Genomic DNA, 25,745 nt, shown 5'->3' with positions numbered 1-25,745 from the left:
AATACTTTGAACAGAGTTGGTTTTATTGCGTCGTCCTTGCTGGTAGTGCTTGCGCTGCTGAGCTCCATGTTGTTTGTGGTGGACCAGCGCCAGTTTGGCGTGGTCTATGCGTTGGGCCAGATCAAGGAAGTGATCACCGAGCCCGGTCTGAGCTTCAAGCTGCCGCCACCTTTTCAGAATGTCAGCTACCTCGACAAACGCCTGTTGACGCTGGACAGTACCGATGCCGAGCCCATGCTCACTGCCGAGAAGCAGCGTGTGGTGATCGACTGGTATGTGCGCTGGCGCATCACGGCCCCTTCGGAATACATCCGCAACGTCGGCCTGGATGAAAACGCCGGTGCCAACCAGTTGAACCGGGTGGTGCGCAATGCGTTCCAGGAAGAGGTCAACAAACGAACGGTAAAAGAACTGCTGTCGCTCAAGCGCGAAGCCTTGATGGCCGATGTGAAGCGCGAAGTACTGGAAGCTGTGCGCGGTGCCAAGCCTTGGGGCGTGGATGTGGTCGATGTGCGGATTACCCGCGTCGACTATGTGGAAGCGATCACCGAGTCGGTATACCGCCGTATGGAGGCCGAGCGTAAACGCGTGGCCAACGAGCTGCGCTCTACCGGTGCGGCCGAGGGCGAAAAGATCCGCGCCGATGCCGACAAGCAACGTGAAGTGACGATTGCCAACGCCTACCGTGATGCACAAAAGATCAAGGGTGAGGGCGATGCTGAGGCCTCGCGCCTGTACGCCGATTCGTTTGGCAAGGACCCGCAGTTCGCCCAGTTCTACCGTAGCCTGGATGCCTACAAGCTCAGCTTCAATAAGAAGAACGATGTGATGGTGTTGGATCCATCTTCGGATTTCTTCAAAGCCATGCGGGGTAGCGGTGCTGGTGGCGCCGCGGCTGCGCCTTCTGCCAAGAAGTAATCTTGGACGGCTATAGCCTCTGGGCCGCGTTGGCCTTGGTGCTGGTGGTAGAGGGGCTATTGCCCTTTCTATCGCCAACCCGTTGGCGGCGCATGTTCCAGCAGATGCTGGCGCTGCAGGACGGGCAATTGCGTTTCTTCGGCCTGTGCAGCATCGTTGCCGGGCTACTGCTGCTCTGGATGGTCGGTTAACACCAACGCCTCCGGCTTGTCGATTGCGAGGCAGCGCCTGCCTCCTTGCAGGGGCTCATGCCAGTGCCCGGCCGGGCCAGTTCCGCGGTATTTCCGGGAAGAACCGGGCAGCGTTTAGAACTCGGCTTGCGAGCCCGGTAAAATCTCTTTTTTAACAGCCTCCCAAAACTCCATGTCTGCTTGGGTCCTGCCGGATCACATTGCCGATGTTCTGCCTTCCGAGGCTCGGCACATCGAAGAACTGCGTCGCGAATTGCTTGACGCTGCCCGTGGCTATGGCTATGAACTGGTCATGCCGCCGTTGCTGGAGCATCTGGAATCCTTGCTCACCGGTAACGGTGAAGCCCTGGACTTGCAAACCTTCAAGCTGGTCGATCAGCTCTCTGGCCGCATGATGGGCTTGCGAGCCGACACCACGCCCCAGGTCGCCCGTATCGATGCCCATTTGCTGAACCGCCAAGGTGTGACACGCCTGTGCTATTGCGGCCCGGTGGTGCATACCCGGCCCGACCGGCCGCACGCCACCCGCGAGCCGCTGCAGCTGGGCGCTGAGATCTATGGCCATGCGGGGCTGGAAGCCGATCTGGAAATCCTGCAACTGTCGCTCGACTGCCTGCGCGCAGCCCAGGTGCAAGGCCTGGCAGTCGACATGAGCGATGCCCGCATTGCCCATGCGCTGCTGGCAGATGTGGTTCTGAAGCCTGGCGATCTGGCCCGTATCCATGCCGCGCTGGCGAACAAAGATGCGACTGAGCTGGCCGTACTTTGCGCAGACTTGCCCGCGGTTTCGCGCGACGGCTTGCTGGCGCTGGTGCAGCTGTATGGCGATGCCAAGATATTGCAAGAAGCCGAACGCTTGCTGCCGGCTTTGCCCGCCATCCAAGCCGCGCTGCGCGACTTGCAATGGCTGGCAGCCCAACTGGGCGACACCCCGGTCAGTTTCGACCTGGCGGATCTGCGCGGCTACGCCTACTACAGCGGCGCGCGCTTTGTGATCTATGCGCAAGGCGCCGGCGATGCCTTGTTGCGCGGTGGGCGCTACGACGAGGTGGGGGCGGTGTTCGGCCGCAACCGCCCGGCCGTGGGCTTTAGCCTGGACCTGAAACAAGTCGTTGCTGCAGTGGGACCACGTCCGCTGCGTGCGGCCATCCGTGCACCCTGGGGCCATGCGGCCGATTTGCGTGCGGCCATTGCGACCCTGCGGGCGCAAGGTGAAACCGTGGTCTGCGTGTTGCCAGGCCACGAGAGTGAAGTTGATGAGTTCCATTGCGACCGCGTGCTCCAGCCCGTTGGCGGGCAGTGGGTCGTGCAAGTTATTTAAGAAAATTCCTGAGATGAACACCCAAACAAATCTGGTTCCTGGTCGCAACGTCGTCGTCGTTGGCACGCAGTGGGGCGATGAAGGCAAAGGCAAGCTGGTCGACTGGCTCACCGAGAGCGCCCAGGGCGTGGTGCGCTTCCAAGGCGGCCACAACGCCGGCCATACGCTGGTCATCAACGGCGTCAAGACGGCCTTGCACCTGATCCCCAGCGGCATCATGCGCGCCGGTGTCAAGTGCTACATCGGCAACGGTGTAGTACTGTCGGCGGCCAAGCTGTTTGAAGAAATCGAGGGCCTGGAAAAAGCCGGTGTGGAAGTGCGTTCGCGCCTGCGCATCAGCGAAGCCTGCCCCTTGATCCTGCCGTTCCACGCGGCCATCGACATCGCCCGTGAAGCGCTGCGTGAAAAGGGCGGCACCGAGAAGATCGGCACCACCGGCCGCGGTATCGGCCCGGCCTATGAAGACAAGATTGCCCGCCGCGCGCTGCGCGTGCAGGACTTGAAGTATCCCGAGCGCTTCGCCACCAAGCTGCGCGAGCTGTTGGAGCTGCACAACTTTGTGCTGACCCAGTTCCTGCATGCGACGGCCATCGACTTCGATACGGTGTACGCCGAATCCATGCGCCACGCCGAGCTGCTCAAGCCCATGATGGCCGACGTATCGCGCGAACTCAATGACGCCCATGCCGCTGGCGCCAATCTGCTGTTCGAAGGCGCCCAAGGCACTTTGCTCGACGTGGACCACGGCACCTACCCGTATGTCACCTCCAGCAACTGCGTGGCCGGCAATGCTGCAGCCGGCGCCGGCGTTGGTCCGGGCATGCTGCACTACGTACTCGGCATCACCAAGGCCTATTGCACCCGCGTCGGTGGCGGCCCGTTCCCCACCGAACTCGATTGGGAAAAGCCTGGCACCCCTGGTTACCACATGAGCACCGTGGGTGCCGAGAAGGGCGTGACCACCGGCCGCAGCCGCCGTTGTGGCTGGTTCGATGCCGCCTTGCTGAAGCGCAGCGCCCAGGTGAACGGCCTGAGCGGCCTGTGCATCACCAAGCTTGACGTGCTGGACGGCATCGATGTGTTGCAGCTCTGCACCGGCTACATGCTGGACGGCGAGTTGGTCGACATCCTGCCGATGGGCGCCGACGACATCGCCCGCTGTGTGCCGGTGTACGAAGCCATTGACGGCTGGACCGATTCGACCGTAGGTGTGACCGATATCAACAAGCTGCCCGAGAACGCGCGCCGCTACCTGAACCGTATCGAGCAAGTCACCGGTGTGCCGATCGCCATGGTGTCCACCAGCCCGGACCGCGACCACACCATCATGATGCGCCATCCTTACCGGGCCGCGTAAGCCCAGTTTTATATAAAGAATAGGCACTTACCGCAACCAGTGCCTATGCGAGTAGCTATTATTTCAGGAGTAAACCCCATGTTGACGGAAGACGGCAAACACCTGTACGTCAGTTATGACGAGTACCACAGCCTGATTGAGAAACTGGCTTTGAAGGTGCATCAGTCGGGCTGGGAGTTCGACACGATTCTGTGCCTGGCCCGTGGCGGCCTGCGCCCCGGTGACGTGCTGTCGCGCATTTTTGACAAGCCTTTGGCCATCATGTCGACCAGCTCGTACCGCGCCGAAGCCGGCACCAAGCAAGGCGCGCTGGACATCGCGCGCTTTATCACCACGCCCAAGGGCGAAATCGCCGGCAAGGTTTTGTTGGTCGACGACCTGGCCGACACCGGCCACACCTTGCGCGCTGTGATCGAGCAGCTGAAGAGCAATTACAAGCCCATCACCGAGCTGCGCAGCGCGGTGATCTGGACCAAGGCCGTGTCGATCTTCACCCCTGATTACTCGGTGGAGTTTTTACCGACCAACCCCTGGATCCACCAGCCTTTCGAAGGCTACGACGCGATGCGCCCGGCGCAGCTGATGGAAAAGTGGAAGCTGTAAGCCGCGGCTGACCCGTTTCCGCAATGTCCAGTATTACGACCCAGCTGATCCACCACCCGTACCAGCCGCCTAACGAGTTTGTGGCGCCGCAGCCGGGGGTGTTCAAGGCCTCCACGGTGGTCTTTCCGAATGTCGCCGCCATGCGCACGCGCGAATGGAAAGACAAGTCGGCCTTTACCTACGGGCTGCACGGCACACCCACCACCTACACCCTGGAAGAGCGCCTGTGCACGCTGGAAGGCGGCCGTTATTGCGTGCTGCTGCCCAGTGGGCTGGCGGCGATCGCCAATGTAGCCCTGGCCTTGCTGGGCACGGGTGACAGCATGCTGCTGCCCGACAACGTCTACGGGCCGAACCAGGCGCTGGCCGACGGTGAACTGGCGCGTTGGGGCATCCACACCCAGGTCTACAACCCCATGGACCCGGCCGACCTTGCCGCCAAGATCACCGACCGCACCCGCCTGGTCTGGGTCGAGGCCGCCGGTTCGGTGACGCTGGAGTTTCCCGACCTGCCGGCCCTGGTGCGCATCTGCCAGGCGCGCGGCGTGGCCTGTGCGCTGGACAACACCTGGGGCGCAGGTCTGGCCTTCAACCCGTTCGACCTGCTGCCCGGTACCAGCCCGGCCCTGGGCGTGGACATCTCGGTCCATGCCTTGACCAAATACCCGAGCGGCGGCGGCGATGTGCTGATGGGCAGCGCCATCACCCGCGACCCGGCGCTGCACCGCAAGATTCAGCGCACCCATATGCACCTGGGCCTGGGCGTGGCCGGCAACGAGGCCGAGCTGGTGCTGCGTTCGCTGCCCAGCATGGCGTTGCGCTACCGGGCCCACGATGCCGCCACCCGCAGCTTGGCCCACTGGTGCACCCAGCGCCCTGAATTCGCCCAGGTCTTACACCCCGCGCTGCCCGATGCGCCCGGCCACGCGCACTGGCAGGCGCTGTGCGGGCCCGCGGATGCGGCGGCCGGCCTGTTCAGCGTGGTGCTGGACGCGCGCTACAGCACGGCGCAGGTGGATGCGTTCTGCGATGCCTTGCAGCTATTCAAGCTGGGCTATAGCTGGGGTGGCCCGATGAGCCTGGTCGTGCCCTATGACCTGGCCCGCATGCGCAAGCCCTGGCCCGCGCATCTGGCGCAGGGCACGCTGGTGCGGTTTGCGGTCGGCCTGGAAGCCGTGGCCGACCTGCAGGCCGACTTGGCGCAGGCACTGCTGCAACTCACGCCAAGCTGTTAAAGTGACAGCTCCATGACTTACCCGGGCGCTGGGTAAGTCCTCAGCTCACCATTTGAAAGAAGACGACCTTGGCAACACCAAATTACGGATACGAAAAACGCCAAAAAGAGCTGGCCAAGAAAAAGAAGAAGGAAGACAAGCTCAAAGCCAAAAGCGAGCGCAAGCATGATGATCCGGCGCAAGACGACGGCGGCAATCCGGCAGACGGCCAGCCTCCCGCTGCCCCTACCGAATCCTGATGTTCACGGCCGGGCGGTCATGCCCGGCTTTTGCTTATTACTTCAATAGCTTCTTCAGCTCCGGCCACACGTTGTTCAGCAACGTGGGATGCGCTTCCGCCTTGGGGTGGATGCGGTCCGGCTGGAACAGCTGCACCGGGTCTGGCGCATCCGCCACGCCTTTCAGCAAGAACGGCACCAACGCCGCTTTCTCCCCCTTGGCAACCTTGGCAAACAGGCCACTAAAGCGTTCGGCATAGTCGCGTCCGTAGTTTGGCGGTACCTGCATGCCGACCAGCAGCACCTTGGCGCCGGCTTTTTGCGCGGCTTCGGTCATCTGGCGCAGGTTGTCCTCGGTGGACTGCAAGGGCAGGCCGCGCAAGGCGTCATTGCCACCGAGTTCGATCACCACCAGGCTGGGCTTCACGCTGCTCAGCAGCGGCGCCAGCCGGGCTCGGCCACCCGAGGTGGTGTCGCCGCTGATGCTTGCGTTGTGCACCGTGGCGCTGATTTTCTCTGCTGCCAGGCGTTTTTCCAGCAGGGCGACCCAGCCAGTGCCGCGGGCCAGTCCATACTCGGCGCTCAGGCTGTCGCCGACCACCAGAATGCTGGCTGGGGCGGCGGCTTGCGCCCCGGATGACCCCACGGCCAGGACCAGGGCCGCAGCCGCGATAAAGTGTCTACGTTTCAAAACTCAAAGCCTTTCATGCCAACTCTGTCCAACGGTGCGGTCATTTCTGTGGAGCACGTCTCCAAATCGGTCACCGATTCCACCGGAACCCTCACCATTTTGCGTGATATCGATTTCTCACTGGCGGCCAGGGAGACTGTGGCCATCGTCGGTGCGTCAGGTTCCGGCAAAAGCACGCTGCTGTCCATCATTGCAGGCTTGGATACGCCGACGCAGGGAACAGTTCGCCTGGCCGGGCAGGATATTTTTGCCCTCAGCGAAGACCAGCGTGCTGCGGTGCGTGCGCAAAAGCTGGGTTTTGTGTTCCAGAGCTTCCAGCTGATGGGCAATCTGACGGCTTTGGAAAACGTGATGCTGCCGCTGGAGCTGGCCGACCGCAAGGACGCGCGCAAGGCTGCCACCGAGATGCTGACCCGCGTGGGCCTGGGCCAGCGGCTCGGCCATTACCCCAAGCTGCTCAGCGGTGGCGAGCAGCAGCGCGTGGCCCTGGCGCGCGCCTTCGTGGTCCAGCCGGCAGTGCTGCTGGCCGACGAGCCCACCGGCAGCCTGGACTTTGCCACCGGCGAGAAGGTGATGGAGCTGATGTTCGAGCTGAACCGCGAGCAGGGCACAACCCTGGTGCTGGTCACCCACGACCGGGGTATCGCCGCCCAGTGCGAGCGCCGCATCACTATCGAAGCCGGCCAGATCGCCCACGCCTGAATTTAAAGAAAATAGGGCTCTGGCGCAGATACTGCCTGCGCTGGCAGCTATCAATACTGTAGTGGTGCGTGGCCAGCCCGCCAGCGTCGATAATCTCCCCATGTCTTCCCCTAAAGTTCTCTTCGGCTTCCATGCCGTGGGCGTGCGCCTGAAAACCGCGCCGCAATCCATCATCGAAATCTATTACGAGCCGACCCGGCGCGACGCGCGCATGCGCCAGTTCCTGGAAAAGGCCAACGAGGCCGGTGCCCGCCTGATCGAAGGCGACAGCATGCGCCTGGCCAAGCTCTGCGGCAGCCACGGCCACCAGGGCGTGGCTGCACGGGTGGAACATATTCCGCAAGTGCATTCGCTGGACGACCTGCTCGACAGCCTGACCACGCCCGCGCTGCTGCTGGTGCTGGACGGCGTGACCGATCCGCACAACCTGGGCGCCTGCCTGCGCGTAGCCGACGGCGCTGGCGCGCATGCGGTGATCGCCCCCAAGGACCATGCAGCCGGCATCAACGCCACCGTGGCCAAGGTGGCCAGCGGCGCGGCCGAGACGGTTCCGTACTTCATGGTGACGAATCTGGCGCGCACCCTGGGCGAGCTCAAGGAGCGCAGCATCTGGTGCATAGGCACCAGCGACAACGCGCCCAAAACCCTGTACCAGGTCGATCTGAAGGGCCCGGTGGCCCTGGTGCTGGGCAACGAAGGCGACGGCATGCGCCAGCTGACGCGCAAGACCTGCGACGAGCTGGTTGGCATCCCGATGGCCGGTGCGGTGGAAAGCCTGAACGTGTCAGTGGCCAGCGGCGTCTGCCTGTACGAGGCCCTGCGTCAGCGGCTGTAAAGTTCTCCCCGTCCGCACTGGATAACTTTGGGGATAACTCTGAATTAGTGCTGTATTCCGAGGGTAAACCCTTGATTTATAAGGGTAAACCTTGCACTGCCTGTTATTTCAGCAGTTAACAACTTTGCTGCCGGCCCCGGGTTAGCCCTATCACACCCAGCCCAGTGCACCCAGTAACGCGCCAAAGCCCAGCAGCCACAGCAGGTGCAGCTTGGTGCGCCAGACCACCATCGCACTGACCCCGGTGAGCAGCCACAGCGGCCAGTCGCCGTGCGGCCCGTGCTGGGCGTTGGACAGCAGCCAGCTGGTGGCCAGCATCAGTGCGATCACGATGGGCGCCATGCCCTGCTTGAAGGCCCGCACTGCGCGCATTTCGCGGTTGCGGTGGCCCCAGCGCACCGACAGCCAAGTCAGCACGGTGCTGGGCAGCAGAATGCCGGACATGGTGCAGGCCATGCCCAGCAAGGCCAGCGCGTAGCCGCCGGCGTTCAGCCCCACGTTCCAGCCCATCAGGGCGATGAACAGCACATTCGGCCCGGGCGCGGCCTGGGCGATGGCGATCGAGGCATTGAACTGCTCTTCGCTCAGCCAGTGCTGCTGGTCGACCAGGTAGCGGTGCATGTCGGGTACCGCCGTGATGGCGCCGCCCACGGCCAGCAGCGATAGCGAGATGAAATGCCAGAACAGCTGGAACCAGTCCGCCGCGCCCATCACGATGCTGTGCAGCCCGTTCATGCGGGCAACTTCCGGTAGGTCAGCACACAGGCCATGCCGCCCAGGACGAGCAGGATGTAAAACAGCGGCCAGTGCAGCAGGGCGATGGCGGCAAAGCACAGCGCGCCCAGCAGCACGCACAGCGCAATCCCCAGCACATGGTGGCGCACCGCGCGCATCAGGCGCAGGCCGGTGGCGGCGATCAGGCCGGCGGCCACCGCACCCATGCCGCGCAACGCACCGGCGACGGCCGGGTTGTCGGCAAACTGGGCGTAGACCAGGGCCAGCGCCAGCACGCCCAGCAGCGGAAAGGTCAGCATGCCGGCCAATGCCGCCAGCGCGCCGCGCAGGCCGAAGTAGCGGTCGCCAATCATCACCGACAGATTGACCACGTTCGGCCCCGGCATGATCTGCGCGACGGCCCAGTCCTCGACGAATTCTTCGCTCGTCATCCAGCGCTTTTTCTCCACCAGTTCGCGCTGCACCACGGCCAGCACGCCGCCAAAACCCTGCAGGGCCAGCAGGGTAAAGGACACGAACAGATCGGTGGGTGACTTGGGCTGGGCGCGCAGCGGGGAGGAGGGCGCCGGCGGCGCGGAGGGGGCGGTGTGGGACGGCATGCGTGCATTATCGCCAGCGCTCTGGCGGCCTTGCCGGCTCGCGGATTCATCCCCTATTTGAGGGAAATGGTGGGCCTGGCGCGCCGGGTGCTGCAGTACATTGCAGCGCCAGCCTACCGGCTGTGTGCCGACCACCTGTTGGAAACCATCCTGGGAGCCATTCGCTATTCGCCATGATTGAACGCACTCTTTTCAGCCCCGAGCACGAAGCCTTCCGCGATAGCTTTCGCCGATTTGTGGCCAAGGAAATCGTCCCCTTCCATGCGGCCTGGGAAGAGCAGGGCTATGTGGACCGGGCGGTATGGAACGCGGCCGGCGCCAACGGTTTCCTGTGCCCGTCGATGCCCGAGGAATTTGGCGGCGCCGGGGCCGACAAGCTGTATTCGGTGGTGCAGATCGAAGAGTTGGCGCGGGTCGGCGTGACCGGCATAGGCTACAGCCTGCACAGCGAGATCGTTGCCCCGTATCTGCTGCACTACGCCACCGAGCCGCAAAAGCAAAAGTACCTGCCGCAGATGGCCAGCGGCGCCATGGTGGGCGCGATTGCCATGAGCGAGCCGGCCGCCGGCTCCGATCTGCAGGGCATACAGTCCACCGCGATCAAGCAGGCCGACGGCAGCTACCGGCTGAACGGCAGCAAGACCTTCATTACCAACGGCTGGCACGCCGACCTGGTGGTAGTGGTGGCCAAGACCAACCCCACCGCCGGCGCCAAGGGCACCAGCCTGTTCCTGGTCGAGCGCGGCATGCCCGGTTTTACCGTGGGCAAGCGGCTGAAGAAGCTGGGTATGAAGGCACAGGATACGGCCGAGCTGTTTTTCGACAACGTGCGCCTGCCGGCCGATCAGCTGCTGGGCGGGCGGTCGCACGAAAACAAGGGCTTTGTCTGCCTGATGGAGCAGCTGCCCTGGGAGCGCCTGCAGATCGCCATCACCGCCGTGGCCGCGGCCCAGGCGGCCATCGACTGGACCGTGGCCTATGTGAAGGAGCGCAAGGTGTTCGGTCAGCCGGTGGCCAGCTTCCAGAACACCCGCTTCACCCTGGCCGAGCTGCAGACCGAGGTGCAGGTGGCCCAGGTGTTCATCGACCGCTGCACCGAGCTGCTGCTGCAGGACCGGCTGGACACCGCCACCGCCAGCATGGCCAAGTACTGGACCACCGACCTGCAATGCAAGGTGATGGACGAATGCGTGCAGCTCTTCGGCGGCTACGGCTTCATGTGGGAATACCCGATCACCCGTGCCTATGCTGACGCCCGGGTGCAGCGCATCTACGGTGGCACGAATGAAATCATGAAGGAAGTGATTACGCGGTCCATGGGCCTGGGCGCGTAAGTTGTAGGTTTGCTATATAAAAAATAGCTGCTAGCGCTGGTGTAATAAGCGCGAGCACCATTATTTTTATAAATTTCGGACGCCTATTTCTCGGTGCCTGCCGCCGTGCCTTCTGGGCTGGCCAGGCCGGCGCAGATGTGTTCTACGGTTTCTATCCACTGCGCCAGCGCTGCGGGCAGTTGCTCGCCTGGAGCCAGCCGCCAGCGGCGCCGCGCCTCGCGTTCCAGCGCCTGCAGCTGCCAGGCCAGCTCGTGGGTGACCAGGGACAGCTCGTCGGCCAGCGGGCCTGTGATGGCGTCCTGGTCCAGCAGGTTCATCTGCTCGGACGACACGCCTGACTCGACCAGGGTGCGCAGGATGCGCGCGCAGCGCTCGCCGATGGACAGCATGCCGCTGCGCCGCGCGGCCGGCCATTGCGCGTCCTGCGCCAGGCTGGCCGGCCAGGCCAGCAGCGCCTGGTGGATGCGGTTCAGCTGGCCGACCGGGTCGCTGACCCGGTTGTCGATGCCGCCCTGGTCCGCAGTCTCCCCGGCCAGTTGCTGCAGCAGCGGCAGCAGGCGGTCGACCAGGGCCGGGTCGAAACGGTGGCGGTTGGTCCGCAGCAGCACCGATACCCGCAGCAAGGCGTGGCTGCGGCCGGGTTTGACCAGGGCTGCCACCACCTGGGCCAGCGACAGAATCCGGCCCCAGGGGCTGATGGCGCTTCCGGCCAGCCCGCCAGGGTAGCCCGAGCCGTCCAGCACCTCGTGGTGCTCGCGGATGGCGCGCAGCATGTCGGCCGTGTATTCGTGGTGGCGCTCCAGCAGCAGCACCGACACCAGCGGGTGCGAATACAGCTGGCGCCGCTGTTCCCGGCTGATCTGGGCGCCAGGCTGCAGCAGCACCGGGTCGATGTGCATCATGCCCAGGTTGTGTAGCAGGCCGGCGGCGGCCAGCATCACCAGGTCGTGACGCACAGCCAGCGGGCCGTTGCCCAGCCATACCGCGGTGAGTGCCGAGGCCACCAGGTAGCGGAACAGCTCGGGCTGCACATCGTGCAGCACGGTCAGCTGGAACACCACGGCCGGGGGCAGCGGAACGGCCTCCAGGCAGTCGAGCAGCAGCTTGCGGTCGGCCGGCTTTTCAGCCATGCGGACAAAGACCGGCGAGCCGTCCAGCAGCGTTTCGGCCAGGGCGCGCAGGTTCTTGCCGGACACGGCGGATTCGATCTCGATCGCGTCCTCCAGCGTGGTGGACGGATGGTGCTGCACCAGGCGTTCGTACAGCCGGGTGTTCAGCTTGGCGCCCTTGTCCAGGATCTTGATGCCCTGGGCGCCGTACACCGGCTGCGTGGTCCGCATCGCCCGCTGGTCGCCAAGCCGGCCGACGGCCTGGGCGAAGTACGGAGTATCGGGTGCGCTATCGGCCATGTACGGATTTTTAACACAGCCATTTGGGCTTTTCGGGTGCTGCTGCCGGGCGTTTCACAGGGAGATAAGCACGCCCAGGTGCGCAAACGGGCCCCAAGCCTTAAAATCGCGGGTTAATCCCCACAAAGCTCCTGAATGAACGCCCCGGTTGACGTTTCCTTTTTCGCGCGCGCCGCCAAGCCGCTGACCAGCTACCGCAAGTACTGGGCGGCCCGTTTTGGCACGTCCAAATTCCTGCCGATGAGCCGCGCCGAGATGGACAAACTGGGCTGGGACAGCTGCGACGTGATCATCGTCACCGGCGATGCCTATGTGGACCACCCGAGCTTCGGCATGTCGGTAATCGGCCGCATGCTGGAGATGCAGGGCTTTCGCGTCGGCATCATCGCCCAGCCGGACTGGCAAAGCGCCGACCCGTTCAAGGCGCTGGGCAAACCCAACCTGTTCTTCGGCGTCACGTCGGGCAACATGGATTCGATGATCAACCGCTACACCGCGGACCGCAAGATCCGCAGTGACGACGCCTACACCCCCGGCGACATCGGCGGCAAGCGCCCCGACCGCGCGGCCATCGTCTACAGCCAGCGCTGCCGCGAAGCCTACAAGGACGTGCCCATCGTCCTGGGCGGCATCGAAGGCTCGCTGCGCCGCATCGCGCATTACGACTACTGGTCCGACAAGGTGCGCCGCAGCGTGGTGGTGGATGCCAAGTGCGATCTGCTGCTGTACGGCAATGCCGAGCGGGCCATCGTTGAAGTGGCCCACCGACTCGCTGCCAAAGAACCCGTCCAAAGCATCACCGATGTGCGTGGCACGGCCTTCATCCGCCGTAGCGATGACCCGACCGGCCGCGACTGGATCGAGATCAACTCGACCTCGGTGGATGCGCCGGGCCGCGTCGAGTCGCACATCAACCCCTACCAGACCACGTCGGAGCAGGCGGCAGAGCAGGGCGCCAGCTGCTCCAAGGACGACGCCAATCCGCAGGGTGTGCCGGCCGAAGCCGTGGTCAAGATGAGCCCCTCGCTGGGCGACGCCTTGGCCCGTTCGCAAGCGCGCGAACTCGCCAAGATCAAGGTGCCGCCACGCGAGCGTTCGGTGATCCGTTTGCCGTCGTACGAGCAGGTCAAGGCCGACCCCGTGCTCTACGCCCACGCGAATCGCGTGCTGCATCTGGAAACCAACCCCGGCAACGCCCGCGCGCTAGTGCAGGCGCATGGCGAAGGCGTGACCGCCCGCGACGTGTGGATCAACCCGCCGCCGATCCCGCTGACTACGGCCGAGATGGACACGGTGTTCGACCTGCCGTATGCGCGCAGCCCGCATCCCGCCTACGCCGACGAGAACGGCAGCCATGACGGCGCCACCAAGATTCCCGCCTGGGAAATGATCCGCTTCAGCGTGAACATCATGCGCGGCTGTTTCGGCGGCTGCACCTTTTGCTCGATCACCGAGCACGAGGGCCGCATCATCCAGAGCCGCTCGGAAGAGTCGATCATCAAGGAAGTCGAAGACATCCGCGACAAGGTGAAGGGCTTCACCGGCACCATCTCCGACCTGGGCGGCCCGACGGCGAATATGTACCGCCTCGGCTGCAAGAGCCCCGAGATCGAGGCCGCGTGCCGCAAGCCCAGTTGCGTCTACCCCGGCATCTGCTCGAACCTGGGCACGAACCACGATCCGCTGATCAAGATCTACCGCCGCGCCCGCGCGCTCAAGGGCATCAAGAAGATACTGATCGGCTCCGGCCTGCGCTACGACCTGGCCGTGCAAAGCCCCGAGTACGTGAAAGAGCTGGTGACCCACCACGTCGGCGGCTACCTGAAGATCGCGCCCGAGCACACCGAGCAGGGTCCGCTGACCAAGATGATGAAGCCCGGCATCGGTAGCTACGACAAGTTCAAAACCTTGTTCGAGAAGTTCAGCCTGGAAGCTGGCAAGAAGCAGTACCTGATTCCGTACTTCATCGCCGCGCATCCCGGCACCAGCGACGAAGACATGATGAACCTGGCGCTGTGGCTGAAGAAGAATGGCTTCCGCGCCGACCAGGTGCAGACCTTCTACCCGTCGCCGATGGCCACCGCGACCACGATGTACCACAGCGGCAAGAACCCGCTGCGCAAGATCACCCGTGACAGCGAAAGCGTGGACATCGTGCGCGGCGACCGGCGCCGCCGGCTGCACAAGGCCTTCTTGCGCTACCACGATGCGAACAACTGGCCACTGCTGCGCGATGCGCTGAAGACCATGGGCCGGGCCGACCTGATCGGCAACGGCAAGCACCACCTGATCCCGACCTACCAGCCGATGACCGATGGCGGCTACGAGAGCGCGCGCAAGAAGAACTCGACTACCGTGACCACCAAGTCCTCGCCGGTGACCAAGGGCCGTTTGCTGACCCAGCACACCGGCCTGCCGCCGCGCGACAACGGTTCGGGCAAGTCGCCGGTCAACAAGCCTTCACGCAAGGTTCGCTAGGGAATTTAAGTGAAATAGGGCTCTGGTGCAGGTAGGTCCTGCACCAGTAGCTATGGTTTCAATAGCATTCCGACTGGTGCCTAGGGCGTGTCGTCATCCAATCCCCCTGCAGCCTGGTCAGGCAGGACAAGGTAGTTCAGGCCGCTCGATTGGTCAGGTAAACACCAAAAATGGTGATTGCAGCCCCGATCACCATGGGCACGTTGGGAACTTCGCCAAAGGCGATCAACGCCTGCAAGGCGGTCAGCGCGGGGACCAGGTAGACCAGCGCGGCCGCGCGGGATGCCTGCCCCTGGCGCAACAGATACAGGAGCAGAAGAATGCCGACGATGGAACTGGCCAAGACCGACCACGCCAGGACGGACCAGAACACCCAGCCAAAGTCGATCGTCCAGGTGTCCAACAGAAATGAGAGTGGCAAGGTGACGAACAATGCGCCTAGGTATTGGTAGGTCACGACAACACGCAGGTCGTGGCCACCAAGCTTTTTCTTTTGGTAGATGGTCCCGTAGCTGACGGAGATCATCCCCAGGACATTGATGAGGATGGCCCATGCAGCGATGCTGGCGACGCTCGCCGCAAGAATTCTGGGGGCAATGGCCACCGCTACCCCTGCGAATCCTATGAGCAGTCCAGTCTTCTGGCGGCGACTGAGCCGCTCTCCGATCAGATGCACGGCAAGAATGGCCGTGAGCAACGGCTGCACGGCTGCAATCACGCCTGAAAGCCCGGCAGGAACGCCTTGGGCGATGGCCCACCACACCGCTCCCAAATAGAGCCCGTGCAGCAGCACGCCAGAGAGCATGGACACAGCCATCAGCCGAAGATCGCGTGGGAATGGGACGCGTTGAAGCCGGCAGAGCAAGAGCATCAGCACGGCGGCAGCGCTGAACCGCAGGCTCAAGAACACCATGGGGCCAGCGACTCCCGCACCGAATTTCGCGGCGATCCAGCCTGTAGACCAGAGGAAGGCAAATAGGCCAGGAGCGATGCGTTCGAGTGACATGGGATGAAGTGGGTGGTTCGCGTGCTTGGAAGTTGCCCATTTGTCGGCATGGGCATGAGCGTCTTAGACTATCACTGCACTCACAAATGACAATCGGCCATCGGAGAATTAATGTCATGCAAAAAATGCAGGAATCGCTGCCAGGGATGAGTCTCGATGAGCTCTCCACTTTCGTCGCAGTGGTAGAAGCGAGCAGCTTCACCGGGGCGGCAAAAGTCATCAGGCGTGACGCCACGATTGTTTCGCGCCGGATGGGGCAACTGGAGGAACGACTGGGCGTTCGCCTCTTGTCGCGCACCACCCGCAAAATCGCACTGACAGAGGTGGGGGCGCTGTACTACCAGCGGATTCGCGCGCTGCTTGACGGGCTGGAAAGCGCGAGCCAAGAGGCGAGCAACTTCGCGTCGAGCCCACAGGGGTTGCTGCGCATCTCGCTGCCGGTCACGTTCGGAAGGCGACTGATTGCGCCGCGTTTCCCCGCCTTTCTCCAAGAGCACCCCAAGATTCGGATTGACGCTCGCTTTTCAGACCGCTATGTCGATGTCGTCGCAGAAGGATTCGACGTGGCGATCCGTGTGGGTGTGCTGCGCGACAGTTCACTCATCGCACGCCACATTGCTTCGTTTCGCACCTTGCTGTACGCCGCGCCGTCCTACCTCGTCGCGCACGGTGAACCCCAGGATCCGGGCGATCTGGAGCAGCATGCTTGCCTGGGTTTCATCCACTATGCCAGTTGGCCAGATTGGGTTCTGAAGCGTGATGGGCAGCAGCGAACCGTCAGGCCTGCCAGTTCACTGTCGGCCGACAACTCAGAGTCACTGTTGCAGGCCGCGATTGCAGGTGCAGGCATAGTCCTCACACCGGACTGGCTGGCCCATGTTGCCGTGCGAGAGGGCTCACTGGTTCAGATACTGACCGAGTGGCAAGGATCGGGCGGAGGAGGGATCTACGCAGTGATGCCCCCAGGGCGATTGGTGCCCGCCAAAACGCGCTTGTTTGTAGACGACATCACCGCCGCAGTCCAAGCAGAGCTGGACTAGGGCGTTTCACCCACCAAAGCCGAGAGGAGATGGTGTTTCTATCGCTCACGCCAGCAACTGCAGGGAGATTGATGGATGACACGCCCTAGAACTGCTGCACCGGGAAGCTGGAGAACTGCACGCCCAACACCATCCGCGCCCAGGTCTCGCGCGAGCGGACCAGCGCCGCGCAGCGTGCATCGGCCAGGCCTTGCATGCAGGCGACTTCCATCTGGTTCGTCGCATAGCTGCTGTCGTTGTTGGCCGCGGCCACACCCAATAGGCTTTTGCCGTTGGTGGCCAGGGTTTCGAAGTAATACCGGTCGGTCTGCAGCATGCCGTTGCGGTAGACCGCGCGGTTCCAGGCTTTGCGGATCGTGGTCACACCAAAGCGCTGCATGGCCTGCAGATAGGTCCACGCCGGGTCGGGCAGCACTGCCACGCCATTGCCGGGCTCCAGCAGCTGCTGCTCAAACACCTGGGCTTGGGCGATGGCCTGCTGTGGGTTAGACACGCTTTTCAGCTGGATCTTCATCGACATTCTGGCGTCGTCGGTGCGTACGACGATGAAGTTGCCCTGCTGCGCCAACTGCGCGCCCTCGGGCACCACCACGGTGGCGCCGGACACCAGGTCCTGGTAGATGTCGTAGCGGAATGCATTGGGGTTGAACATCTGGAACATCTGGGTCAGCTGGGCCAGGCCCAGCTGGTCGTCGGCGGTGGCCGCCAGCTGCTGGTAGGTGCGGCTGCGCAGCTTGGTCAGGCCGAACGCGCCTAGGGCCTGCGTGGGGGCCACATCGGCCTGCAGGTCGGCCGCAAACAGGGCCGCATTGCGGGTGGAGCCGGGCAGTTTGCTGACATTCGACTGGGCCAGCAGCTGCAGATGGCTGGCCGGAATGCCCCAGCTGATGCCGACCGCGCCGTTCTCCAGGCCGCCGTCCACAATGCCGATCACCCGGCCTTCGGCATCCATAATGGGCGCGCCCGACAGGCCTGGCACCAGGTTGCCTTCGAGGTTCAGGATCTCGATGCTGGTGCTGGGGTAGTCGGTGATCTCGCGCAGCACCTTGGGCGGCAGAATCGTCCGCAGCTGGTTGCCGCCGAAGCGCAGCTTCACCTCGGTGCTGCTGTAGCCGGCGATATTCAGCGGAAAACCCAGCGCATCGAAGGACTGCTTGACGGCCGGTGGCGCCAGGTTCAACGCCAGCGGCTTGCGGTTCTGCGGTGTCTGCAGCCGCAGCAGTACCAGGTCGGATTCCTTCAACACCTTTTCGACCACGGCGGTGGTCGAGGCCACGATCTTGCCGTCGGCCCCCACGTAGTGCGCCACGATGCGCTGCTGGCCGTCGACCACGTGCAAGGCCGTGACCGCATGCGCCGAGTCGCTCCAGATGAAGCCCGAGGCGGCGTTGTTGCCGGCTTCGATTTTCAGCAGCGATTCGCTCGTGCGTTTGAACACCTCGGCCATCTGCGCACCGGCACTGCCAGGCATGCAGAGCAGGCCTAGCAGCGCGATGCTGGCTAGCGCCCGGTGCATAGGGCTCCCAGCACACTGCTCCACAAGGCCACGCGGGTTTTATCGTCGCCGGGCTGCTGGTTGATGGCCTTGGCGATCCGCTCCAGTTCCGACGCGCCCATCGCCTGGTACGCGGCGATGGCGCTGTCCAGGCTCTGGAAGCGCTGCATGCTGGCGCGTTCACACAGGTCGCTGTTGCCCGCAAACAGGCTGGAGCTGTGCAACAAGGCCGGGCTGTCCGCCGGTTTGGTGTTGCCGGGCAGTGGCCCCCACAGGCGCTGCACGACCAGGGTACGGGCTTCTGCGGCGCTGAAGCCCAGGGCCAGCAGTTCTTCCATCTGCTGCTTGGGCGGCACGGGTGCTGGCGACAGGCTGTCGTGGGTGCGCAGGTAGATGCCGCAGAGCAGGCCGACCACGCAGGTCAGGCCGAAGCCGCCGGCACGCAGGGCGGCCAGCTTGCGTTGCGCGGGGCTGCCGGCATCGGCAGAGGCGTCGGCGCTTTCCTTGCTTTGGATGCGCAGGCCGACGAAGGACGCGATCAACGCCGCCAGCGCCCCCACCACCAGGCCAACGACCGGCGACGACGACAAGCCGAGCAGCAGGCCCAGCAGCAGTCCTATGCCAACACCAGAGAATATCTGCGCTGCCACCATATGCACCGTCCTTTGAAAGGTGGTGCATATGGTGGCAGAGGGGGATGGCGCTGTCTAGCTGGGCTTGTGCTAGGTGGCTTAAAGAAAAACAGGCCGCTGGCGCAGATACCACCTGCGCTAGCAGCTATTAATTCAATAGCATGCGCGGTTGCAGCCAGAACAACCAGCCGGCCAGCGCCGCGCAATGCGTCAGCACCGTCACCCAGTAGGTCGCCTGGAACGCGGCCTTGGACGACTTATGCCGCAGGATGGCCTGGGCCACGCCGGCGCCGGGCCAGCCACCGAGCAGGCTGAACAGATGCAAAGTGTCTTCCTTGGTGCGCCACTGCCGAGTGCGGGCCGCATGTTTGTCGGTCCAGTAGGCGAAGAAGGTGGCCAGGTTCACCGCTACCGCTGCACCCAATGTCCACAGCGGCAGGCGCTGCGCCCAGACGCCCCAGGCCAGCAGGCCGATCCAGCCCAGGGTCAGCAGCGCAAAAAATGCCGGGTTGGAATCTGTGCGGTGAACGTTAGGACGTGGCGCGGGCCGCCGCGGACGCTGCGGAGTTGCTTGGGCAGGCGTGGTTGCCGTGCGGACCGCCATGGCACGCGGCCCTTTGCCGCTCACGGTAATTTCTTCAAACCACACGGCTTCGCCTTCACGCGGAGCGGCCGCGCCGCGGTAGTCCTTGATGTGGAAAAAGATGTCGGCCGGGGTCTGCGGGCTGCGGATGAAGCCGAAGCCGCGTGTGGCGTCCCAGCGTTGGATGGTTCCCTGCTTCTGCATCGATGCGCCCTGTGCTGCGGTGGTGTGACAGGGCTTATTTTGGCATTGGAGGCAGAGCGCCAAAGTTCTCCCCGTTTGCACTGGATAACTTTGGGGGTAACTCTGTACGCTATCTGTATGGGCTGGCTAAGTGCTTGTTTTGAAAGGCTAAAGCTTGCGCTGCCTAATCTTTAATCAACACTTTAATCAACGCCTTCAGCGCCCCAGATTCAGCGGCAGCCCCACATAGTTTTCGGCCAATACGGTGGAGGCGGCGGTGGAGTTCACCAGGTATTCCAGCTCGGCTTCCTGCATGCGCTGGCCGAAGGCGCCGGTGTCGGGGAACTTGTGCATCAGCGAGGTCAGCCACCAGGAGAAGCGCTCGGCCTTCCAGATGCGGGCCAGGGCGCGCTGCGAATAGGTGTCGATGCCGGCGGCGCTTTTTTCGGCATAGAACTCGATGAAGGCGCTGGACAAATACTTGACGTCGCTGGCCGCCAGGTTCAGGCCCTTGGCGCCGGTGGGTGGCACGATGTGGGCGGCGTCGCCGGCCAGGAACATGCGGCCGAAGCGCATGGGCTCGGCCACAAAGCTGCGCAGCGGGGCGATGCTTTTCTCCAGCGTCGGGCCGGTGACGATGCGTTCGGCCAGCTCCGGGTCGAGCCGGCTGCGCAGCTCGTCCCAGAAGCGCTGGTCGCTCCAGGCTTCGACCTTGTCGTCCAGCGGGCACTGCACGTAGTAGCGGCTGCGCGTCAGGCTGCGCATCGAGCACAGTGAAAAGCCGCGTTCGCTGTTGCCGTAGACGATGGAATGCGGCGACACCGGCGGCACATCGGCCAGCACGCCCAGCCAGCCAAACGGGTAGACCTTTTCGTATTCGGTGATCGCGCCATCCGGCACGCTGGCGCGGCACACGCCGTGGAAGCCGTCGCAGCCGGCGATGAAGTCGCATTCCAGCTCGAAGTTCTGGCCGTCCTTCTGGTAGCGCACTTTGGGGTGTTGGCTGTCGAAGTCGTGCACGCTGACATTCGCTGCCTGGTAGACGGTGCTCAGGCCGGCTTCGCTGCGCGCATCCATCAGATCTCGGGTCACTTCGGTCTGGCCGTAGGCGGTGACCACCTTGCCATTCGTCAGGCCATGCACGTCGATCGCATGGCGCACGCCGGAGAACACCAGCTCGATGCTGTGGTGCACCACGCCTTCGGTCTGTACCCGGTGGCCCATGCCGGCCTCGTGCAGCATGTCGACCGTGGTCTGTTCCAGGATGCCCGCGCGGATGCGGCCCAGCACGTAGTCGGGGCTTTGGCGCTCGATGATGATGTTGTCGATGCCGGCCTTGTGCAGCAACTGGCCGAGCAGCAGGCCGGATGGGCCGGCGCCGATGATGGCAACCTGGGTACGCATGGGGTGTGTCTCCTGAAATATGCTTCTAGCTTAGGTCGGGGCGCCGCGGCTTACCAGTGGGAAGCACCGTCTTTGTGCGATGATCGGCCTGCTTGTGCGATCACCGCGCAAAATGAGGCCGGAATGGACATTCAGAAAGCTGATCTCATCGAAGGCATGGCCAAGGGCATGGCGGTGCTGGAAAGTTTCGACACCGAACGCCAGCGCCTGAACGCCACCCTGGCAGCCCAGCGCGCGGGGCTGACGCGGGCCGCGGCGCGGCGGCATCTGCTGACCCTCGCGCACTTGGGCTATCTGGACACCGACGGCAGCTACTTCTGGCTGGCGGCCAAGGTGCTGCGCTTCTCCGGCAGTTACCTGGCCTCGGCCCAGCTGCCGCGGGTGCTGCAGCCCACGCTGAACCGCCTGGCGGCACAAACCCTGGAGTCGTTCTCGGCGGTGGTGCGCGATGGCGATGAGGTGGTGATCGTCGCCCGCAGTGGTAACGACCGCAGCGGCGGCCCTTTGCGCGTGCTGGCCTACGGCCTGCACCTGGGCGCGCGGCTGCCGGCCCACGCCACCTCCACCGGCCGGGTGCTGCTGGCGGCCGAGACCAAGGCCAGCTTTAACGCCTGGATGAAGAACCGCAGCCTGCCGCGGCTGACGGCCCACACGGTCACCGAGCCCAAGGCTTTCCGCGCGGTGATCGAGCAGGTGCGGGCCGACGACTTCTGCGTCGCCAGCGAGGAGCACGAACTCGGCGTGCACGCCCTGGCGATCCCGCTGCGCAATCTGCAGGGCAAGACGGTGGCTGCGCTGAACGTGGTGACCACGCCGCAGCGTCTCGAGCAGCAGGCGATGCAGCGCGATCTGCTGCCGCTGCTGCTGGATGCCGCCAGGGAACTGCAGCCTTTGCTGTAAGGCGGTTTAGAAGAAATCGGCCGCTAGCGCATATTCCACCTGCGCAAGCAGCTGCGAAATAGATAGCAGTCTGTCGCACGATGTCTGACATGTCATCAAACCGCCATGGACGCTGCCTACAGTCCGCAGCTTCTTTTGCCCTGGGCTGTGCGCCCCATCTTTTTCATGTCTTCTGCGATCCGTTTCCCGGTGCTTCCCCTGGTCCTGGCCGTCTGCAGCGCACTCAGCGCCTGCGGTGGTGGCGACAGCGAACCCTCAGTGCCATCCGCGCCCGCCGACCCCGGCTTTGTCGATGCCGCACCGGCGCCATCGGTGGCCGCGTTTGTCGATAGCTACAAGACCAATATCAGCGCCAACACAACGACCGCCACCAACGCCGGCCTGGCCTTGCTGGCGCCGTTCAACGAACTCTGGACCACCGGCAGCGCCTGGAACAACGGCGCGCCCACCGCCAAGGGCCTGCCGGTACTTAGCCGCAACATCCAGTACGTGGCCAACCTCAGCGCCAGCCGCACATCCGCGCAGGCCGACACCGCTTACTACATTGACCGCCGCAACCAGAACTACAGCGTGATCGACGGCCTGGGCCCGCTGGCCGCGCCGTACTACACAGGGGCGGGGGCGACCACCACCATCACCAGCATCCCGGCCAATGCCACCAGCGTGGCCTATACCGAAGCCGGCACTGGCGGCGGCACTACATCCTCCAGCCTGGGCAGTGTGGTGAGCCTGGTGAACCTGCTGCGCGGCAACTTTTCGTCGACCACGCCGAGCAAGAACTTCTTCCAGTACCCGCGCCCCTGGCGCATGACGAATGCCAGCGTGGTGCAGGACACTGGCGCAGTGGATAGCCTGGGCTTCCCCATCTACAGCTCCAGCGTAGCCCTGGTGCCGACCTTGCTGCCGGTGCGCAGCAGCACGCCGGCCACCGACGGCGGTTTCACCAGCGGCCATACCAATGCGGCCTACCTGGCGGCCTGGGCCATGGCCTATGCGGTACCCGAGCGCTTCCAGGAAATCCTGACCCGCGCCTCCGACATCGGCGACAACCGCATCGTCGCCGGCATGCATTCGCCGATGGACGTGATGGGCGGCCGCACCCTGGCCACCGCCCTGGCGGCCGCCATCCTGAACGACAGCGCCAACGCCGCGGCCAAGGCCGCAGCCGTCACCCAGGCGCACAGCTATCTGCAGGCTCAGACCGGCAGCAACGACGACACGTTCTACAGCGTCGCCCATGCCGCCAGCACCGCCACTGACGCCTACGCCGACCGCGCCGCCAACCAGGCCAGCTACGCCCAGCGCCTGACCTACGGCTTCACCCAGATCAACGCCACCACCGCCGTGCCCAGCGTGCCCAAGGGCGCCGAGGTGCTGCTGGAAACCCGCTTGCCCTACCTGAGCGCCGAGCAGCGCCGGGTGGTGCTGAAGACCACCTCCATTGCCTCCGGCTACCCGCTGCTGGACGACGCCGAAGGCTGGGGCCGGCTGAACCTGTTTGCTGCTTCCGAAGGCTATGGAGTGTTCAACGGCAACGTCGCCGTGGCCATGGACGCCAGCAAGAAGAGCTACCACGCGCTGGACACCTGGCGCAACGACATCAGTGGCGCCGGCAAGCTGACCAAGCAGGGCAGCGGCAGCCTGCGCCTGGCCGGCAGCAACAGCTGGACCGGTGGCACCCAGATCGACGCCGGTACGCTGGAAGCGGCGTCCGCCAAGGCACTGGGCCAGGGCGATGTGTACAACAGCGCGGGCACCTTTGTCGGCTGGAGCGGCGGCAAGCTGGCGCTGAACGGCAGCTACACCCAGCTGGCCGGCGGTAATTTGCAACTGACGCTGGGCGCTGGTGAGCAGGGCCGCATCGCGGTGGCCGGCGTGGCGGCTCTGGGCGGCGCGCTGAAAGTGCAGCTCCAGTCCGGCTACACCCCGGCCGTGGGCGATGTGCTGACCCTCATCAGCTGCACCGGCCGCACCGGCACGTTTGCCAGCGTCAGCGTTGATGGCTTCAAGGTCACACCGATCTACAGCCGGTCTGGTGTGTCGATCCGCCTGGACGCCAAGGTTTAAGAGAAATCAGCCTGTGGCGAAGGTACTGCCTGCGCTAGCAGCTATGAAAGAGATAGCGCCAGCTTGTCAGGCCCGGTGTGAAATTTCCACCACCACGGCGCGCGCCGCCAGCTGTTGCACCAGCGCTTCGGCGGCCGCCCGGTTGCGGGCGTCCAGGTTCGCGTCCCACTCGTCCAGCAGGTAGACGCGGGCCTGGGTTTTCAGACTGATTTCCTGCAGCGCCCGCAGCTGGCGCTCACCAGACGAGAAGCCACTGGTGGCAGGGGCTTCTTCGTCTTCTTCATCGTCATCCACCGGCTGGGCGCCGGCAAACGCAAACGCCAGCTTGTCCTGCGTCGGCCAGTAAAAAGCCTGGTGGCCGAGGCGGGTTTTCAGCGCCGCTAGCAGGGTGGATTTGCCCGAGCCATTGCCGCCGCGCACCTGCAGCCGGCCACTGGGCTGGGCGTCAACGATGGCCAGCGCTTCGTCCAGGCTGGTGCAGGGCTGGGCATCCCGGTCGCCAGCCCACTGCAGCCGCAGCGCGTCGTAGCCTATGCGCTGCAGAAAGCCGGCGTCGGGCGCCGGGCGCATCGCATTGCAGGCGCCGCCGATGCGCGTCCACACGGCGGCCAGGTCGTTCCAGCCCGAGGCCAGGTCGTGCATGTCACTGGACAGGGCGATTTGCCGTGGCAAGGTGGCGGCCAGCGCCACCAGCAGGGCGGTGTTGCCGGCGTTGTCGCCCGCCACCCAGGCCAGGTAGCTGAACAGCGCCGCCAGCGAGACGATGCCGTGCAAGGTGGCCAGGCCTTCGCGGGCCAGGATGGCACGGATCTGCGCCGCCAGCGCATCGCGCAGCCGGGTCTTGAAGCCGTGGTGCCAAAGCCGGAAGTTGTAGCGGTTGCCGCTGAAGATGTTGTCCCAGGCGCTGTAGGTTTGCGCCGTCATGCGGTTGGTGCTGCGCTGGTGCGCCAGGTAGACGGCGGCCACCGGCTTGCGCACCAGCATCTGCAGTGCCAGCAGCGCCACAAATACCGCGGCGTAGACCAGTGGCAGGCCGGCGTCGATGGCCACGCCCAGCACGGCGGCGTTGAACAGCAGGCCGAACAGCAGCTTCAGGTCCGCCTCCAGCTCGTACACCAGCTCGAAGAAGATGTGGAAGGCTTCGTTGGTCAAGAACGGCTCGACCTGCTCGCGCTGCGCCTTGTCGGCCAGCAGCGCAGCCTGGTGCCGGTTGTCGCGGGCAAAGCGCAGCATGTAGCGGCCAAAGGCGCCAAAGCCGGCGCGCTCGGCAAAAATCCAGCTGCTGGCACCCAGCACATAGGAGGCCGATTGCACGCCGACGATCCAGGCGAAGTCGGACACCAGAAACACCTTGTCCACCACGTCGCGGCTGGCGTCGATGATCAGCCAGGTGGTAGTGGCCGCCAGCGCAGCCTCGGCCACCAGGAACAGCAGCATCCAGAACAGCGGCGGGCACAGCATGAAGCGCAGGAAGTCGCGGTTGCGGTAGGGCGGCAGGGCCGGGCGCGAAGAACGGGAAGAGGGCAGAGCATGCATAGAGGTGGGCGATGGTACATGCGTGCTGTCAGGCCAATTCACCCCGGCAGGCGCCGTGTTACTGTTTGGTAAAGCTGGCTTTGGGGCCTGGTGTGCTTACCGGCGCACTTAGAATCTTTACCCAGTAGAACTTGTTGGCCGCAGGGTGGGGAGTTTTCTCAAAACCTGTCAACCCGGCGTTCAGTGCAGCGTTCTAAAGGGGTCGGCAGGCCGTGCGAATGGAATGCCAGACGTTTCCATTTTTTCATCCACGAAAGAACACCATGACCAAAA

At 64.2% G+C, this 25,745-nt stretch carries 24 protein-coding genes; 14 read left to right on the top strand and 10 right to left on the bottom strand.

What is annotated here, in order from left to right; genetic code table 11:
* The first annotated feature begins 6 nt into the window (after positions 1-6).
* From hflC to BLT66_RS26860, 7 genes are all read left to right on the top strand, one after another.
* Positions 7-918: a protease modulator HflC gene (hflC, locus tag BLT66_RS21600; RefSeq protein WP_092761061.1), complete on the top strand. Its 912-nt coding sequence runs from the start codon at positions 7-9 to the stop codon at positions 916-918.
* Between the two features lie 2 nt (positions 919-920).
* Positions 921-1,109, top strand: coding sequence for a DUF2065 domain-containing protein (locus BLT66_RS21595; protein WP_092761059.1), 189 nt, complete (start codon positions 921-923; stop codon positions 1,107-1,109).
* 172 nt (positions 1,110-1,281) lie between these two features.
* Entirely contained in the window at positions 1,282-2,430 is a 1,149-nt protein-coding gene (locus BLT66_RS21590; protein WP_092761057.1) for an ATP phosphoribosyltransferase regulatory subunit, read from the top strand.
* A gap of 13 nt (positions 2,431-2,443) precedes the next feature.
* Positions 2,444-3,787 carry an adenylosuccinate synthase gene (locus tag BLT66_RS21585; protein WP_092761055.1) on the top strand — a complete coding sequence of 448 codons (1,344 nt, stop codon included), beginning with the start codon at positions 2,444-2,446 and terminating at the stop codon, positions 3,785-3,787.
* Between the two features lie 78 nt (positions 3,788-3,865).
* The gene (locus tag BLT66_RS21580; protein WP_092761053.1) at positions 3,866-4,390 is read left to right on the top strand and encodes a phosphoribosyltransferase; all 525 of its coding nucleotides are present in this window, start codon (positions 3,866-3,868) and stop codon (positions 4,388-4,390) included.
* Positions 4,391-4,413: 23 nt separating this feature from the next.
* Entirely contained in the window at positions 4,414-5,625 is a 1,212-nt protein-coding gene (locus BLT66_RS21575; RefSeq protein WP_092761051.1) for a PLP-dependent transferase, read from the top strand.
* 68 nt (positions 5,626-5,693) lie between these two features.
* Positions 5,694-5,864, top strand: a complete 171-nt coding sequence (locus BLT66_RS26860) for a hypothetical protein (RefSeq protein ID WP_165830886.1) — start codon at positions 5,694-5,696, stop codon at positions 5,862-5,864.
* Between the two features lie 37 nt (positions 5,865-5,901).
* On the opposite strand, the gene BLT66_RS21570 is transcribed toward BLT66_RS26860, so the two are convergent.
* Positions 5,902-6,534, bottom strand: coding sequence for an arylesterase (locus BLT66_RS21570; RefSeq protein WP_092761049.1), 633 nt, complete (start codon positions 6,532-6,534; stop codon positions 5,902-5,904).
* Between the two features lie 15 nt (positions 6,535-6,549).
* Between BLT66_RS21570 and BLT66_RS21565 the strand changes: the two genes are divergently transcribed.
* Both BLT66_RS21565 and rlmB read left to right on the top strand, forming a co-directional pair.
* The gene (locus BLT66_RS21565; protein ID WP_092761047.1) at positions 6,550-7,236 is read left to right on the top strand and encodes an ABC transporter ATP-binding protein; all 687 of its coding nucleotides are present in this window, start codon (positions 6,550-6,552) and stop codon (positions 7,234-7,236) included.
* A 100-nt stretch (positions 7,237-7,336) separates the two neighbouring features.
* Positions 7,337-8,071: a 23S rRNA (guanosine(2251)-2'-O)-methyltransferase RlmB gene (gene rlmB / locus BLT66_RS21560; RefSeq protein ID WP_092761342.1), complete on the top strand. Its 735-nt coding sequence runs from the start codon at positions 7,337-7,339 to the stop codon at positions 8,069-8,071.
* A gap of 150 nt (positions 8,072-8,221) precedes the next feature.
* Here the strand turns inward: rlmB and BLT66_RS21555 are convergent, their stop codons facing one another.
* Together BLT66_RS21555 and BLT66_RS21550 are read right to left on the bottom strand one after the other, a co-directional pair.
* Positions 8,222-8,806: a chromate transporter gene (locus tag BLT66_RS21555; RefSeq protein ID WP_092761045.1), complete on the bottom strand. Its 585-nt coding sequence runs from the start codon at positions 8,804-8,806 to the stop codon at positions 8,222-8,224.
* Positions 8,803-9,405, bottom strand: a complete 603-nt coding sequence (locus tag BLT66_RS21550; protein ID WP_092761043.1) for a chromate transporter — start codon at positions 9,403-9,405, stop codon at positions 8,803-8,805. Before BLT66_RS21550 ends, BLT66_RS21555 begins: the two co-directional genes overlap by 4 nt.
* A 173-nt stretch (positions 9,406-9,578) precedes the next feature.
* Here BLT66_RS21550 and BLT66_RS21545 point away from each other — a divergent pair, with 173 nt between their 5' ends.
* Positions 9,579-10,739, top strand: a complete 1,161-nt coding sequence (locus BLT66_RS21545; RefSeq protein ID WP_092761041.1) for an acyl-CoA dehydrogenase family protein — start codon at positions 9,579-9,581, stop codon at positions 10,737-10,739.
* A gap of 83 nt (positions 10,740-10,822) precedes the next feature.
* On the opposite strand, the gene BLT66_RS21540 is transcribed toward BLT66_RS21545, so the two are convergent.
* Positions 10,823-12,148 (bottom strand): HD-GYP domain-containing protein, encoded by a 1,326-nt coding sequence (locus BLT66_RS21540; protein ID WP_092761039.1) that lies wholly within the window; start codon positions 12,146-12,148, stop codon positions 10,823-10,825.
* Positions 12,149-12,283: 135 nt separating this feature from the next.
* Here BLT66_RS21540 and BLT66_RS21535 point away from each other — a divergent pair, with 135 nt between their 5' ends.
* Complete coding sequence (locus BLT66_RS21535) at positions 12,284-14,626, top strand: YgiQ family radical SAM protein (protein WP_092761037.1); 2,343 nt, start codon at positions 12,284-12,286, stop codon at positions 14,624-14,626.
* Between the two features lie 136 nt (positions 14,627-14,762).
* Here the strand turns inward: BLT66_RS21535 and BLT66_RS21530 are convergent, their stop codons facing one another.
* Positions 14,763-15,632 carry a DMT family transporter gene (locus BLT66_RS21530; RefSeq protein ID WP_092761035.1) on the bottom strand — a complete coding sequence of 290 codons (870 nt, stop codon included), beginning with the start codon at positions 15,630-15,632 and terminating at the stop codon, positions 14,763-14,765.
* Between the two features lie 86 nt (positions 15,633-15,718).
* Between BLT66_RS21530 and BLT66_RS21525 the strand changes: the two genes are divergently transcribed.
* The gene (locus BLT66_RS21525) at positions 15,719-16,672 is read left to right on the top strand and encodes a LysR family transcriptional regulator (protein ID WP_218922643.1); all 954 of its coding nucleotides are present in this window, start codon (positions 15,719-15,721) and stop codon (positions 16,670-16,672) included.
* An 85-nt stretch (positions 16,673-16,757) separates the two neighbouring features.
* Here the strand turns inward: BLT66_RS21525 and BLT66_RS21520 are convergent, their stop codons facing one another.
* From BLT66_RS21520 to pobA, 4 genes are all read right to left on the bottom strand, one after another.
* Positions 16,758-18,188: a S1 family peptidase gene (locus tag BLT66_RS21520; RefSeq protein WP_092761033.1), complete on the bottom strand. Its 1,431-nt coding sequence runs from the start codon at positions 18,186-18,188 to the stop codon at positions 16,758-16,760.
* Entirely contained in the window at positions 18,173-18,820 is a 648-nt protein-coding gene (locus BLT66_RS21515) for a hypothetical protein (RefSeq protein WP_092761032.1), read from the bottom strand. The genes BLT66_RS21520 and BLT66_RS21515 overlap by 16 nt, the downstream gene beginning before the upstream one ends.
* Before the next feature lie 127 nt (positions 18,821-18,947).
* Positions 18,948-19,586, bottom strand: coding sequence for a DUF1294 domain-containing protein (locus BLT66_RS21510; RefSeq protein ID WP_092761030.1), 639 nt, complete (start codon positions 19,584-19,586; stop codon positions 18,948-18,950).
* A 195-nt stretch (positions 19,587-19,781) separates the two neighbouring features.
* Positions 19,782-20,969: a 4-hydroxybenzoate 3-monooxygenase gene (pobA, locus tag BLT66_RS21505; RefSeq protein WP_092761028.1), complete on the bottom strand. Its 1,188-nt coding sequence runs from the start codon at positions 20,967-20,969 to the stop codon at positions 19,782-19,784.
* Positions 20,970-21,092: 123 nt separating this feature from the next.
* Between pobA and BLT66_RS21500 the strand changes: the two genes are divergently transcribed.
* Both BLT66_RS21500 and BLT66_RS21495 read left to right on the top strand, forming a co-directional pair.
* Positions 21,093-21,869 carry an IclR family transcriptional regulator domain-containing protein gene (locus BLT66_RS21500; protein WP_092761026.1) on the top strand — a complete coding sequence of 259 codons (777 nt, stop codon included), beginning with the start codon at positions 21,093-21,095 and terminating at the stop codon, positions 21,867-21,869.
* 165 nt (positions 21,870-22,034) lie between these two features.
* Entirely contained in the window at positions 22,035-23,936 is a 1,902-nt protein-coding gene (locus BLT66_RS21495) for a phosphatase PAP2 family protein (RefSeq protein WP_092761338.1), read from the top strand.
* Positions 23,937-24,002: 66 nt separating this feature from the next.
* On the opposite strand, the gene BLT66_RS21490 is transcribed toward BLT66_RS21495, so the two are convergent.
* On the bottom strand, positions 24,003-25,472 hold the full coding sequence (locus BLT66_RS21490) for an ATP-binding cassette domain-containing protein (protein WP_218922642.1): 1,470 nt from the start codon (positions 25,470-25,472) through the stop codon (positions 24,003-24,005).
* Positions 25,473-25,745: the final 273 nt, after the last annotated feature.

Origin of the sequence: Rhodoferax sp. OV413 (assembly GCF_900104385.1) — a bacterium.
In the GTDB taxonomy this organism is placed as follows: Bacteria; Pseudomonadota; Gammaproteobacteria; order Burkholderiales; family Burkholderiaceae_C; genus Rhodoferax_B.
Note: the sequence above shows the minus strand (reverse complement) of the source record. Positions and strands in the feature narration are given on the sequence as shown.